Annotated in this window: 14 protein-coding genes and 1 pseudogene; all 15 read left to right on the top strand. The window is 71.7% G+C overall.

Going from position 1 to position 13,460, the window contains the following annotated elements; all coding sequences use genetic code 11:
- Positions 1-52 precede the first annotated feature (52 nt).
- The 15 genes and pseudogenes from ACGGZK_RS04110 to ACGGZK_RS04180 all read left to right on the top strand — a co-directional run bounded on the left by ACGGZK_RS04110 (position 53) and on the right by ACGGZK_RS04180 (position 13,458).
- Entirely contained in the window at positions 53-1,126 is a 1,074-nt protein-coding gene (locus tag ACGGZK_RS04110; protein WP_395244993.1) for a metal ABC transporter substrate-binding protein, read from the top strand.
- A complete protein-coding gene (locus ACGGZK_RS04115) occupies positions 1,123-1,962 on the top strand; it encodes a metal ABC transporter ATP-binding protein (protein WP_395244994.1) in 840 nt (279 codons plus the stop codon). Before ACGGZK_RS04110 ends, ACGGZK_RS04115 begins: the two co-directional genes overlap by 4 nt.
- The gene (locus ACGGZK_RS04120; RefSeq protein ID WP_395244995.1) at positions 1,959-2,894 is read left to right on the top strand and encodes a metal ABC transporter permease; all 936 of its coding nucleotides are present in this window, start codon (positions 1,959-1,961) and stop codon (positions 2,892-2,894) included. Before ACGGZK_RS04115 ends, ACGGZK_RS04120 begins: the two co-directional genes overlap by 4 nt.
- Positions 2,891-3,736: a metal ABC transporter permease gene (locus ACGGZK_RS04125; RefSeq protein WP_395244996.1), complete on the top strand. Its 846-nt coding sequence runs from the start codon at positions 2,891-2,893 to the stop codon at positions 3,734-3,736. The genes ACGGZK_RS04120 and ACGGZK_RS04125 overlap by 4 nt, the downstream gene beginning before the upstream one ends.
- Positions 3,733-4,131 (top strand): Fur family transcriptional regulator, encoded by a 399-nt coding sequence (locus ACGGZK_RS04130; RefSeq protein WP_395244997.1) that lies wholly within the window; start codon positions 3,733-3,735, stop codon positions 4,129-4,131. The genes ACGGZK_RS04125 and ACGGZK_RS04130 overlap by 4 nt, the downstream gene beginning before the upstream one ends.
- A 120-nt stretch (positions 4,132-4,251) precedes the next feature.
- A complete protein-coding gene (locus ACGGZK_RS04135; protein WP_395244998.1) occupies positions 4,252-5,625 on the top strand; it encodes a glutamate decarboxylase in 1,374 nt (457 codons plus the stop codon).
- 16 nt (positions 5,626-5,641) lie between these two features.
- A complete protein-coding gene (locus ACGGZK_RS04140; protein ID WP_395244999.1) occupies positions 5,642-6,346 on the top strand; it encodes a hypothetical protein in 705 nt (234 codons plus the stop codon).
- Between the two features lie 6 nt (positions 6,347-6,352).
- Positions 6,353-6,925, top strand: a complete 573-nt coding sequence (locus tag ACGGZK_RS04145) for a DUF6578 domain-containing protein (RefSeq protein ID WP_395245000.1) — start codon at positions 6,353-6,355, stop codon at positions 6,923-6,925.
- 140 nt (positions 6,926-7,065) lie between these two features.
- Entirely contained in the window at positions 7,066-7,302 is a 237-nt protein-coding gene (rpmB, locus tag ACGGZK_RS04150) for a 50S ribosomal protein L28 (protein ID WP_394553632.1), read from the top strand.
- Positions 7,302-7,469: a 50S ribosomal protein L33 gene (gene rpmG / locus ACGGZK_RS04155; protein ID WP_021760158.1), complete on the top strand. Its 168-nt coding sequence runs from the start codon at positions 7,302-7,304 to the stop codon at positions 7,467-7,469. Before rpmB ends, rpmG begins: the two co-directional genes overlap by 1 nt.
- 3 nt (positions 7,470-7,472) lie before the next feature.
- Positions 7,473-7,777: pseudogene (rpsN, locus tag ACGGZK_RS04160) on the top strand (30S ribosomal protein S14).
- Between the two features lie 195 nt (positions 7,778-7,972).
- Positions 7,973-9,454 (top strand): basic amino acid/polyamine antiporter, encoded by a 1,482-nt coding sequence (locus tag ACGGZK_RS04165; RefSeq protein ID WP_395245001.1) that lies wholly within the window; start codon positions 7,973-7,975, stop codon positions 9,452-9,454.
- Positions 9,455-9,537: 83 nt separating this feature from the next.
- Positions 9,538-10,773, top strand: a complete 1,236-nt coding sequence (locus ACGGZK_RS04170) for an arginine deiminase (protein ID WP_395245002.1) — start codon at positions 9,538-9,540, stop codon at positions 10,771-10,773.
- A 224-nt stretch (positions 10,774-10,997) separates the two neighbouring features.
- On the top strand, positions 10,998-11,282 hold the full coding sequence (locus tag ACGGZK_RS04175) for an HU family DNA-binding protein (RefSeq protein ID WP_395245003.1): 285 nt from the start codon (positions 10,998-11,000) through the stop codon (positions 11,280-11,282).
- A 175-nt stretch (positions 11,283-11,457) separates the two neighbouring features.
- Complete coding sequence (locus ACGGZK_RS04180; RefSeq protein WP_395246036.1) at positions 11,458-13,458, top strand: cytochrome c oxidase assembly protein; 2,001 nt, start codon at positions 11,458-11,460, stop codon at positions 13,456-13,458.
- Positions 13,459-13,460 lie beyond the last annotated feature (2 nt).

Below are 13,460 nucleotides of genomic sequence, written 5' to 3' on the forward strand. Positions count from 1 at the left end.
CGGCCCGGCCGATGATTTTGACAACCATTATCAATAAGCGTAGGTTCGAAGCATGCGAGCCCGAACGACCCCGAACGACCGCCGTCCCCGCACCGCCACGACCGCCCGCGGTGCCGCGGTCGCGCTCGGCGTCGCCGCGGTCACGGCGCTCGCCCTCACCGGCTGCGCCGGGGGAGCGGCGTCGGGGGAGGCATCCGGCCCGCGCATCGTCGCGACGACCACCCAGGTCGCCGACTTCACCCGCGAGCTCGTGGGCGATGAGGCCGACGTCACCCAGCTGCTCCAGGCCGGGCAGAGCGCCCACTCGTTCGACCCGTCGGCGGCGCAGCTCGCCGCGATCGCCGGTGCCGACGCCCTCGTGGTCAACGGCGCGGGCCTCGAGAGCTGGCTCGACGACGCGATCGACGCGGCGGGCTACGACGGGCCGGTCATCGACGCGTCGACCGGCATCGAGCTCGAGCACACCGGCGACGACCACGACCACGACCACGGCGACGAGGCCGACCACGACGACGAGGCATCCGACGCGCACGACGACCACGACCACGCCGAGGGCAACCCGCACATCTGGACCGACCCGGCGCTCGCGGCCGTGATGGTGCAGAACATCGCCGACGGCCTCGCCGACGTGCCCGGCCTCGACGCCGACGCCGTCGACGACGCCGAGACGGCCTACGTCGACCGCCTGACCGACCTCGACGCGTGGATCCGCGAGAACGTCGACCTCGTGCCGGTCGAGCAGCGCCTGCTCGTCACGAACCACGACGCCTTCACCTACTTCCTGCACGCGTACGACGTGACGCTGGTCGGCAGCGTGATCCCGAGCTTCGACGACAACGCCGAACCGAGCGCGGCCGAGATGGACCAGCTCGTCGCCGACATCCGCGCCACGGGGGTGCAGGCCGTGTTCGCCGAGGACGCGATCTCGCCGAAGACCGCCGAGACCATCGCGCGCGAGGCCGGCGTGACCGTGTACTCCGGCGAGGACGCCCTGTACGGCGACTCGCTCGGGCAGCCGGGCACCGAGGGGGAGACGTACCTCGGCTCGCAGCTGCACAACGTGCGGCTCATGCTCGAGTCGTGGGGCGTCGAGGCGAGCGAGCCGCCCGCGAGCCTGCGAGGATGAACGGCGTGAGCGGGGGACGCGACGGAGCGGGACACGACGAGGCGGTGCTGACGCTCGATGCTGCCGCCTTCACGCACCCCGACGGCTCCGGCATCCGCGGCCTGCAGCTCGCGATCGCGGCCGGGCGCGCGGTCGCGGTGATCGGCCCGAACGGCGCCGGCAAGTCGACCCTGCTGCAGGGGCTGCTCGGCCTGGTGCCGCTCACCGCGGGGCGGATGCGCCTCGCCGACGGCGTGTCGATCGGCTCGCTGCCCCAGACGACCGAGCTCGACCCCGACTTCCCGATCACCCTCGAGCAGGTGGTGATGCAGGGCCGGTACCGCCGCCTCGGGCTGCTGCGCTGGCCCGGGCGCGCCGACCGCGCCGCCGTGCGCGACGCGCTCTCGGCCGTCGGCCTCGGTGAGCTCTCGGCCCGCCGGTTCGGCGAGCTCTCGGGCGGCCAGCGCCAGCGCGGCCTGCTCGCCCGCGCGCTGGCGGGGGAGCCGGGCCTGCTGCTCCTCGACGAGCCGTTCAACGGCCTCGACCAGCCCAATCGTGACGCGCTCATGGCGACCCTCCGCTCGCTGAAGCAGCGCGGGGTCGCGGTGCTCGTCTCCACGCACGACCTCGACCTCGCCCGCGAGGTGTGCGACGACATCGTGCTCGTGAACCACGAGCAGTACGCCTACGGCCCGGTCGGCGACGTGCTGACGCTCGAGAACGTGCAGTCCTGCTTCCAGGGCGTCGAGGTCGAGCTCGACGAGCACACGCTGGTGGTGCCGGGCCACGAAGGCCACGCCGGACACGAGGGTCGCGACGGCCGCGAAGCCCGCGAAGCCCGCGAAGGCCGCGGTTGAGCGCCTGGGACGCCCTCGTCGGTGCGTTCGCGCTGCCCTTCATGGCGCGGGCGCTCGTCGTCATGCTCGTGCTCGCCGTCGTGGCGGGCGTGGTCGGCGTGCTCGTGAACCTGCGCGGCCTCGAGTTCATCAGCGACGGCCTGACGCACGCGGTGTTCCCGGGCCTCGCGATCGGGCTGGCGGTCGGCGGCACCGCGGGCCTCCTGCCCGGCGCGGCGATCGCGGCACTGGCTGCGGCGGTCATCCTCACGCTGCTCGTGCGCTCGGGCGTGGCATCCGACTCGGCGATCGCCCTCGTGCTGACCGCGACGTTCAGCGTCGGCGTCGTGGTGGTCTCGAAGAGCGACGACTACGCCGGCGAGCTCGAGGCCCTGCTCTTCGGGCGCGTGCTGACGATCCCGGCCGACCAGGTCGTGCCGCTGGTGGTGGTCGGCCTGATCGCGCTCGCCGCGGTGGGCCTCACGATCAAGCAGCAGCTGTTCCGGGCGTTCGACGCGCGGGGGAGCCGGGCCGCCGGCGACTCGTCGCTCGTGCTCGACCTCGTGCTGAATGCGGCGATCGCGCTGGTCGTCGTGGCGGCGGCCGCGACGGTCGGCACGCTGCTCGTGCTCGCCCTGCTGATCGTGCCGGGCGCGACGGCGCGGCTCCTGACCGGGCGCATGTGGTGGCTCTTCCCGGCGGCGGCCGGGTTCGCGGCGATCGCGTCGTGGCTGGGGCTCGCCGCGGGCTTCGCGGCGTCGGTGGGTGCGGGCGTCGACCTGCCGAGCGGCGCCATGATCGTCGCGGTGTTCGTCGCCGGCTACGCGCTCGTGCTCGTCGTGCGGCTCGCGGTGGATGCCGCGCAGGCGCGCCGCGGGCGTCGGATGCCCCGCCCCGCGGGGACCGCCGGCCCGATCGTCGACACGACACCACCCGAGGGGGTGTCGGCATGACCCTCGGCTACTTCGAGCTCGCCCTCATCGGCGCGACCGTGATCGGCGCCGGCACCGGCTTCGTCGGCGCCCTCGCCGTGCTGCGCCGCCGCACCTTCTTCGCCCAGGCGCTCACCCACGCCACCTACCCGGGTGCCGTCGTCGCCGCCGCGATCGGCGTGAGCGTGCCGCTCGGCGCCGCGGTCGCCGCGGTCGCGATCGTCGGCGTCATGGCGCTCGTCGCCCGCGCCCGCCGCCAGGGCTCGCAGGTCGCCGCCGGCATCGTGCTCACCGGCGGGTTCGCCGTCGGCGCGCTGCTGCAGGCGGCCATCCCGGGCAGCCCCGTGCGGGCGGAGTCGCTCCTCGTCGGGTCGATCCTGACGGTCACGCCGGCCGACATCGCGCTCGCCGCATCCGTCTTCGCCGTCGCCCTCGTCGCGGTCGCCGCCTTCGGCAAGGAGATCGTGTTCTCGACCTTCGACCGGGCCGGGTTCCGGGCCGCCGGGTACCGCGAGTGGCCGATCGAGCTGCTCGTGCTCGGCCTCACCGCGGCCACCGTCGTGAGCGCCCTGCCCGCCGTCGGCGCCATCCTCGCCATCGCGCTCATCGCCGCGCCCGCCTCGGCGGCGCGCCTCGTGCTGCCGAGCTATCGGGGCATCCTGCTCGCCTCGCCCGTGATCGGCGCGGCCGCGGGCATCCTCGGCGTACTCGCGTCGCGCGCGTTCGCGATCGCGGCCGGGCCCGCGATCGCGCTCGCGGCGACCGCGTTCTTCCTGGTCGCGCTGCTCGCCCGGCAGGCGAGGCGACTACCGTGGAGGAGAGACGTTCCGGTCGAGACCGCGGAGGAGGCGAGGGTCGCATGAAGCGCAACACGTGGCAGCGCGAAGCCGTCCGCGAAGCGCTCGACGGCACCGACGGCTTCATCAGCGCGCAGGCGCTGCACTCGGCGCTGCACGCGTCGGGCTCGCCCATCGGGCTGGCCACGGTGTACCGCGCGCTCGGCGACCTCGCCTCGACCGGCGAGGCCGACTCGCTGCAGTCCCCCGAGGGCGAGGCCCTCTACCGCGCGTGCAGCACCAGCGGCCACCACCACCACCTCATCTGCCGCAACTGCGGGCTGACCGTCGAGATCAGCGCCGAACCGGTCGAGGACTGGGCGAAGCAGGTCGCCGCCGAGCACGGCTTCACCGGCGCCGCGCACGTCGTCGACGTGTTCGGGCTCTGCGCCACCTGCTCGGCGCTCGACGCGAAGGTCTGACCCGAGGGCCCGACCCGAAGGCCCGACGCCCGCACCTCTCGACGCGGCAGCCCTCCGGCGGCAGACTGATCGATGGACCGCGGGGCGGGGAGGCACCGCGGCCGATCGAGGGGGGCCGTGATGACGGACGCGACGAACGACCAGCTTGAGCCGATCTTCACGAGGAAGGGCGAGGCCTCGACGGCGCGGTACACGAAGATCCCGCTGCTCGAGATGCTGCCCGAGACGGCGTACCGCATCATCAAGGACGAGACGATGCTCGACGGCAACGCGCGCCTGAACCTCGCCACGTTCGTCGGCACGTGGATGGACGACAACGCGCAGCGGCTCTACTCCGACTCGTTCGACAAGAACATGATCGACAAGGACGAGTACCCGGCGACCGCCGCGATCGAGGAGTACTGCTGGCGCATCCTGTCGGACCTCTGGCACGCGCCCGACCCCGACGACGTGATCGGCACGTCGACCATCGGCTCGAGCGAGGCGTGCATGCTCGGCGGCCTCGCCCTGAAGCGGCGCTGGCAGCACGCCCGCCGCGCCGCCGGCAAGGACACCGAGAAGCCGAACCTGATCATGTCGAGCGCGGTGCAGGTCTGCTGGGAGAAGTTCTGCAACTACTTCGACGTCGAGATGCGACTCATCCCGACGACCGACGAGCATCCGCTCTTCGACGGCACCGGCCTCGAGGACGTCGTCGACGAGAACACCATCGGCGTGGTCGTGCTGATGGGCGTCACCTACACGGGCGCGTACGAGCCGGTCGAGCACATCGCGAAGCTGCTCGACGGCATCCAGGAGCGCACCGGCCTCGACATCCCGATCCACGTCGACGGGGCGTCCGGCGCCATGGTCGCGCCCTTCCTGCAGCCGCACCTGCCGTGGGACTTCCGCGTCGATCGGGTGGCGTCGATCAACACGTCGGGGCACAAGTACGGCCTGGTCTACCCGGGCGTCGGCTGGATCGTGTGGCGCAACGTCGCGTCGCTGCCCGACGACCTCGTGTTCCGAGTCAGCTACCTCGGTGGCGAGATGCCGACCTTCGCGCTGAACTTCTCGCGCCCCGGCGCGCAGGTGCTGCTGCAGTACTACCGGTTCCTCCGGCTCGGGCGGGCCGGCTACACCGCCATCCAGCAGACCTCGCAGGACGTCGCGAAGTACCTGTCGGCCGGCGTCGCCGAGCTCGACGCGTTCGAGCTGCTGACCGACGGCAGCGACATCCCGGTGTTCGCGTGGCGCCTGAAGCCGGGCCACACCGACAACTGGACGCTGTACCACCTGTCGGAGCGGCTGCGGGTGAAGGGATGGCTCGTGCCCGCGTACCCGCTCTCGGGCGAGCAGGCCGACCAGACGGTGATGCGCATCGTGTGCCGCAACGGCCTCAGCCACGACCTCGCGGAGGACCTGCTCGGCGACATCCGCAGCGAGACGGCGCTGCTCGACTCGCTCCAGGCGCCCATCCCGCACCCGGGCATGCCGCCCGCGTTCCACCACTGACCGGCGGGCGGTCGCGATGACGGATGCGCCGGCCGACGGCGTCCCCGTGACGGATGCCTCGCCCACCCGCGTGCGGCGGCTCCGCCGCGAGGCGTGGGGGTTCGCGATCGGATCGGTCGCGTTCTTCCTCGGCCCGCTGCCGTTCTACGCGGCGTGGGCGGGGCCGGTCGGCACGGCGGCGACGTTCTTCGCCGGGTCGATCTTCTTCACGACGGCGGGCTTCATCCAGCTCAGCCTGAGCGGACGGAAGACGCTGCCTCGGAACATGGGCCGGGCCGACCGCGACGACTGGTGGGCCGCCGCCGTGCAGTTCGCCGGCACCCTCTTCTTCAACCTCAGCACCGGGGCCGTGCTGGTCGCCGCGGTGCAGGCGGCGGACGATCCGAGCGTCGGGTGGCGGCCGGATGCCTGGGGGTCGATCTGCTTCCTCGTCGCGAGCGGGTTCGCGCTGAGCGCGACGCGGGCGCGCGGGGAGCTGTGGGACGTGGACGCGCGCACCTGGCACGGCACCTGGCTGAACGCGATCGGGTCGGTGGCGTTCGGGGTGTCGGCCGTCGGGGCGTACGTCCTCCCGCAGACCGGCGACCTCGTCAGCCAGTTCTGGGCGAACCTCGGCACGGTCATCGGCGCCATCTGCTTCTTCACCGCGGCTTTGCTGTCGCGGCGGAGCATCCCGGTGCCGGCGTCCCCTTCCGCGGGCGGCGGCGCCCGCGTAGCCTGACGCCTCGTGGCGCTGGTGTGGTTGACCGAGTGGGAGTGGGCGTGCTGCGGCGAGCCCTTCGGGGTCGGCGACCGGGTGGAATGGCGGGCCGTCGGCGTGCGGCCGAGCGACGCCTGGCTCGGCGAGGTCCTCGGTACCGAGCTCGCCGGGGAGGTCTCGTGGGCCGAGACGCACCACGAGACCTCCGCGGAGGAGGAGGTGCCGCTTGCCGGCGTGGTCCGAGGCATCCGCGCCGTCTTCGCGGACCGCGCCTCGACGGCGGCGGACCCGGTGAGCTTCGTGGTCGTCCCGGGCACCGCCGCCTTCCGGGACCTCGAGCGGCTCGACCGCGACGTGATCGGGGAACTGGCGGATGCCTCGAGCATGACGCTGCTCGACGGCGGTCCCGTTCCGCCGCCGCGCCCGGAGGACCTCGTGCCGCTGGCTGCGTCGGCATCGCCAGGGCGCACGGATGGCGGGGCGACGCTCGGATGGTTCGCGGCGGCCGGTCCTCGGCCCGCGCGACGGAGCCGGTCGGTCCAGGGGTACCTCGTCGAGGTCGAGGCGTCGCCCGATTTCGGCCGCGATCGGCCCGTCTGATAGACTCGACGTTTGGCTGGGCACTTCCACTGCCCGGTTCGTAGGCGAATCCCCTGTATCTAGCCGGGCAACCGGAGGAGATCGCCTGCAGACAAGAGACCTTGGGAGGGGCATCCGCCCCTCGGTATTGGAGGAAACCAATGGCAGCAGTGTGCCAGGTGACCGGCGCCGTTCCCGGCTTCGGTCACAACATCTCGCACTCGCACCGGCGTACGAAGCGTCGCTTCGACCCGAACATCCAGAAGAAGACGTACTTCGTTCCGTCGCTTCGCCGCAACGTCACCCTGACCCTGTCCGCTAAGGGCATCAAGGTCATCGACGCTCGTGGCATCGAGGCGGTCGTGAAGGACCTGCAGGCTCGTGGGGTGAAGTTCTAATGGCGAAGCAGCAGGACATCCGTCCGATCATCAAGCTCCGTTCGACGGCCGGTACCGGGTACACCTACGTGACCCGCAAGAACCGTCGCAACAACCCCGACCGCCTCGTGCTCAAGAAGTACGACCCCGTGGTGCGCAAGCACGTCGACTTCCGAGAGGAGCGCTAAGACATGGCGAAGAAGAGCAAGATCGCGCGCAACGAGCAGCGCAAGGTGGTCGTCGACCGCTACGCCGCGAAGCGCCTCGAGCTGAAGAAGGCCCTCGTCGACCCGAACGGCACCGACGAGAGCCGTGAGGCCGCTCGCGTGGGCCTGCAGAAGCTCCCCGCAACGCCTCGCCGATCCGCGTGCGTTCGCGTGACGCCATCGACGGCCGCCCCCGCGGCGTCCTCACGAAGTTCGGCGTCTCGCGCGTCCGCTTCCGTGAGATGGCGCACCGCGGTGAGCTTCCGGGCATCACCAAGTCGAGCTGGTAAGCACCCGCTCGCGACAGCGTCTGGAGAGGGCGTCGGCTTCGGCCGGCGCCCTCTTCGCGTTCCCGGGCACGTCCGTCGACGCCCGGCCGAGCGGATGCCTCGCCGCCGCCTCTTGTCCCGGCGCCCCCACCTGCACTAGACACGGGAGCGGGGACGTGCGGCGCCGGGGGCGCTCGCGGACGGGGGGGACCTGGCATGGCTGAGAGCGCGACCAGCACGACCGCGGCGTCGGCGGCGGAGCATCCGTCGAAACTGGGCCTTCCCGCGCTCACCGCGATGGTCGTCGGGTCGATGGTCGGCGCCGGCGTGTTCCAGCTCCCCGCCCGCTTCGCCAGCCAGACCGGCGTCTACGGCGCGCTCATCGCCTGGACGATCGCCGGGCTCGGCATGCTGACCCTCGCGCTCGTGTTCCAGTCGCTGGCACTGCGGAAGCCGAACCTCGACAACGGCGTCTACGTCTATGCACGCGAGGGCTTCGGCGTGTACCCCGGCTTCCTGTCGGCCGTCGGCTTCTGGGCGTCGTCGTGCGCCGGCAACGCGTTCTACTGGGTCCTCATCATGACGACCCTGGGCCAGCTCTTCCCCGAGCTCGAGCCGTGGCTCGGCCAGGGCGACACGTGGATCTCGTTCGCGGTCTCGGTGATCGCGGTGTGGAGCTTCTACCTGCTCATCCGCCGCGGCGTACGCGAGGCGGCGGCGATCAACTTCATCGTCACGGTGGCGAAGCTCGTGCCGCTGGCGCTGTTCATCGTGCTCGTCGTGTTCTACGTGCGCTGGGACGTGTTCGCGGCGAACCTCACGGGCGGGTACGACCTGCCCGGCGGCGACTCCCTCTTCGACCAGGTGCAGGGCACCATGCTCATCACGGTGTTCGTCTTCCTCGGCATCGAGGGGGCGAGCGTGTACTCCCGGCACGCGAAGCGCCGCAAGGACGTCGGCACGGCCACCGTCGTCGGGTTCCTGTCGGTGCTCGCCCTGTTCGCCTCGATCTCGCTGCTGTCGTACGGGATCCTGCCGAGGGCCGAACTCGCCGAGCTGCCGCAGCCGTCGGTGGGCAGCGTGCTCGAGGCGGCGGTCGGGCCGTGGGGCGGCGCGTTCATCCGCGTCGGGCTCATCATCTCGGTGCTCGGCGCGTACCTCGCCTGGCAGCTCCTCGCGGCCGACGTCGTGTACGCGGCGGCGAAGGACAACGACCTGCCGCACCAGTTCGCCCGGCTCAATGCGCGCGACGTGCCGAACACGGCGGTGCTGTGGACGTCGATCCTCGTCACCGGCATCCTCTTCGCCGTGCAGTTCGTGCACAACGCGCTCGACTTCACCCTCGACCTCACCGCCGCCCTCGCGCTCGTGCCCTACGCGCTCGCGAGCGCCTACGGGGTGAAGGTCGCGATCCGCCGCGAGGGGTATACGGGCGAGTCGCCCGGCGTCCGCAACCGGGAGCTCGTCGTCGCGGTCATCTCGACCGTGTACACGTTGTTCCTCATCTGGGCGGCCGGGTACGTCTTCCTCTTCCTCGCCTGCATCCTGCTCGCGCCCGCCACCGCGCTGTACATCCTCGCGCGGCGCGAGCAGCGCGCCCGCACGTTCACCGTCGCCGGGCTCGTCACCTTCATCGTCATCGTCGTCGGCGCGGTCGTCGGGATCGTGCTGCTCGCCACGGGCGCGCTGCAGCTCTGAGCCCGACCGGCTCCGCACGACCGCTCCGCACGACCGCTCCGCACGACCGCTCCGAATCCGACCGAAACGCACCAGGGGGTCCCATGTCGAACACGTACGGCGTCCATTCCGAAGTCGGCAGGCTGAACAAGGTGCTCGTCTGCCGGCCCGGGCTGGCGCACGAGCGGCTCACGCCGAGCAACAACGACGACCTGCTCTTCGACGACGTGCTCTGGGTGCAGAACGCGAAGCGCGACCACCACGACTTCGTGCTGAAGCTGCGCGAGCGCGGCGTCGAGGTCGTCGAGCTGCACGAGCTGCTCGCGTCGACGCTCGCGGTGCCCGGGGCGAAGGAGTGGCTGCTCGACCGCAAGATCACCGCGAACGAGGTCGGGCTCGGGCTCGTCGACGACGTGCGCGCGTACCTCGAATCGCTCGACGACGCCGCGCTCGCCGAGTCGCTCATCGGCGGCCTGTCGACCCGTGAGCTGCCGGCCGACTTCCGGTCGTCGTACGTCTCGCTCGCCCGGGAGGACGCCGGGGTGAACGACTACCTGATGCCGCCGCTGCCGAACACGATCTACACGCGCGACACGACGTGCTGGATCTACGGCGGGCTGACGATGAACCCGCTGTACTGGCCGGCGCGGCACGACGAGACGCTGCTGATGCAGGCGATCTACGACTTCCACCCCGACTACGTCGGGAGCACGGTGTGGTGGGGCGATCCCGAGGTGTCGTGGGGCCAGGCCACGCTCGAGGGCGGTGACGTCATGCCGATCGGCAACGGTGCGGTGCTCATCGGCATGAGCGAGCGCACGTCGCGGCAGGCGATCAGCCAGGTCGCGGCGAAGCTGTTCGAGGCGGGCGCGGCCGAGCGGGTGGTGGTCGCGGGCATGCCGAAGCTCCGCGCGGCGATGCACCTCGACACCGTGTTCACCTTCGCCGATCGCGACCTCGTCACCTACTACCCCGACATCGTCGACGGTATCGAGACGTTCTCGCTGCGGCCGGCCGACGCGGGCGGCGTGGAGGTGACGGCCGAGCGCGACGCGTTCGTCGACGTGGTCGCGAACGCGCTCGGGCTGCCGAGGCTCCGCACGGTCGAGCCGGGCGGCGGATGGTACGCGGGGGAGCGCCAGCAGTGGGACAGCGGCAACAACGCGGTCGCGTTGGAGCCGGGCGTCGTGTTCACCTACGACCGGAACACGCACGTCAACACCCTGCTGCGGAAGGCGGGCGTCGAGGTGATCACGATCGTCGGCGCGGAGCTCGGCCGGGGGCGCGGCGGCGGTCATTGCATGACCTGCCCGATCTCCCGCGACCCCGTCGAGTTCTGAGCGCTCCGGTCGGCTGGCGGGCGCGCGCAGGGCGGAGGTCCATGCGGATGCATCGCCTTCGGCGTGTCGCAGCACCCAGATGCCCGGAAATCCGCGGAATCCTGCGGATCTCTGTTATGTTCGAGGCGGTCTACCGACCACATGGGGGTTTCACCGATCCAGGCGCGACCCCGTCATGAGTAAATGCTGTATCAAGCAGACGTACGTCCGAGGAGGACACTTCAATGGCTGAGACGCTGAACAAGTCGGAGCTCGTTGCGAAGATCGCGGCGGCCACCAACGAGAGCCAGGCCACCGTCGACCGCGTGCTCGGCGGTCTCTTCGACACGCTCGCCGACTCCGTTTCCGCGGGCACGAAGGTCTCGATCCCGGGTTGGCTCGCCGTCGAGCGCACCTCGCGCGCCGCCCGCACCGGCCGCAACCCGCAGACCGGCGCCACCATCGAGATCCCGGCCGGCTACTCGGTCAAGGTCTCCGCGGGCTCGAAGCTCAAGGCTGCCGCCAAGTAGTCTCGCGACCCTGAACGGGGCGGTCGGCGCGAGCCGGCCGCCCCGTCGTCGTTTCCGAGCCTGTCGAGACCGCCCGCCCGACGTTGCTCCCAGCCCGCTCGCCTAGGCTGTTGCGGTGCCCCGCTCCGTTCGCGTGCTCGGCCCTGCCGTGCTCCTCGCCGTCGCGCTCCTCGCGATGGTCGCTGCGCTCGTCGCCGGCGGCGGCGCCGCGCCCCTCGAGATCCAGGACCCGGGCCCCGTCGCCCGATGGGGGCTCCCGGTCGCGAAGCTCCTCGTGAACCTCGGGGCGGCCGGCATGATCGGCGCCCTCGTGATGGCGGTGTGGGCGCTCACGCCCAAGCAGCCCGAGTTCGATCGCGCCCTCGACGTCGCCGCCGCATCGGCCGGCATCATGGCGGTCGCGAGTGCGGCCACGACCGTCTTCACGTTCCTCGTCGTCACGGGCGAATCGTTCGACGCCGGCGAGGACTTCGGCCGCAAGCTCGGCCAGTTCGTCACGAGCATCGAGCTCGGCCAGTCGTGGCTCACCACCACGCTCGTCGCCGCCGCCGTCACGGTGCTCTGCTTCGCGGTGCGCAACCACACGGCGCTCGTGTTCGTCACGGTGCTCGCGGTCGCGAGCCTCGTGCCGATGGCGCAGCAGGGGCACGCCGCCGGCACCGCCGGCCACAATGCGGCGATCACGGCGCTCGGGCTGCACCTCGTGTTCGCGGCCGCCTGGCTGGGCGGACTCGTCACGCTCGTGCTGCTGCAGAAGCAGCTCGGTCGCGACCGGCTCCCGGTGGTGCTCGGCCGATACTCGACGGTGGCGCTCATCTCGTTCATCGTGGTCGCGGTCTCCGGCTACGCGAGCGCCGCACTGCGCATCGGCGACTGGCCCGACCTCGCGTCGCCATACGGCGCGCTCGTCGTCGTCAAGGTCTCCGCGCTCGTCGCGCTCGGCCTGTTCGGCGCCATGCAGCGGCGCTGGCTCATCGGACGCATCACGCGGGCCGGGGCATCCGCCGTCGCGAAGGCCGCGGGCACGGCGCGCGACTTCTGGGTGCTCGTGGTGACCGAGCTCGCCTTCATGGGCATCGCGTCGGGCGTCGCGGCCGCACTCGCGCGCACCGCGACCCCGGTGTCGGAGCAGCTCGGCGCCACCGTGCAGACCCCGGCGGAGATCCTCACCGGCGAGGCGCTGCCGCCGTGGCCCGACTGGTGGCGCTACTTCACCGAGTGGAAGCCCGACCTGATCTGGCTCTTCGCCTGCGGATTCGGCATCTTCTTCTACGTCGCGGGCGTGCGCCGCCTGGCGAAGCGCGGCGACCGCTGGCCGTTGCACCGCACGATCCTGTGGGTGGCGGGCCTGCTGCTGCTCGCATTCGTCACCAACGGCGGCGTCAACGTCTACGAGCAGTACCTGTTCTCGGCGCACATGCTCGGCCACATGGCCCTCACCATGGCGGTGCCCGTGCTGCTCGTGCCGGGGGCGCCCGTGACGCTCGCGGCCCGCGCGATCCACGCCCGCAAGGACGGCTCGCGCGGCGGCCGCGAGTGGATCCTGCTCGCGGTGCACTCGCGCTTCGCGCAGGTCATCGCCAACCCGATCGTCGCGGCGGGCCTGTTCGCCGGTTCGCTCTGGGTGTTCTACTACTCGCCGCTGCTGCGGTGGACGATGGTCGACCACATCGGCCACGAGTGGATGATCGCGCACTTCCTGATCACCGGGTACCTCTTCGTCCAGTCGCTGATCGGCATCGACCCGGTGCCGTACCGCCTGCCGTACCCGTTCCGCCTGGTGCTGCTGCTCGGCACGATGGCGTTCCACGCGTTCTTCGGCCTGTCGATCATGCTCGGCACGGGGCTGTTCCTCGCGGACTGGTACGGCGCGATGGGCTGGGGCACCGACGCGCTCGTCGACCAGCAGCTGGGCGGCGGCATCGCGTGGTCGATCGGCGAGATCCCGACGGTGGCGCTCGCGATCACCGTCGCGATCCAATGGTCGCTGAGCGACGAGAAGGAGTCGAAGCGTCGCGACCGGCATGCGGATCGCACCGGCGACGCCGAGCTCGAGGCCTACAACGCCCGGCTCGCGGCGCTCGCCGAGCGCGACACGGCCGCGGCGGCCGCTTCACCCGCCGGCTCGGCCGCGGGCTCGCCCGCCGGCCCGGCCGGCCCGAACGAGGAGCGCTGACG

The organism is Agromyces sp. MMS24-K17, from assembly GCF_043950245.1.
Taxonomy (GTDB): Bacteria; Actinomycetota; Actinomycetes; order Actinomycetales; family Microbacteriaceae; genus Agromyces.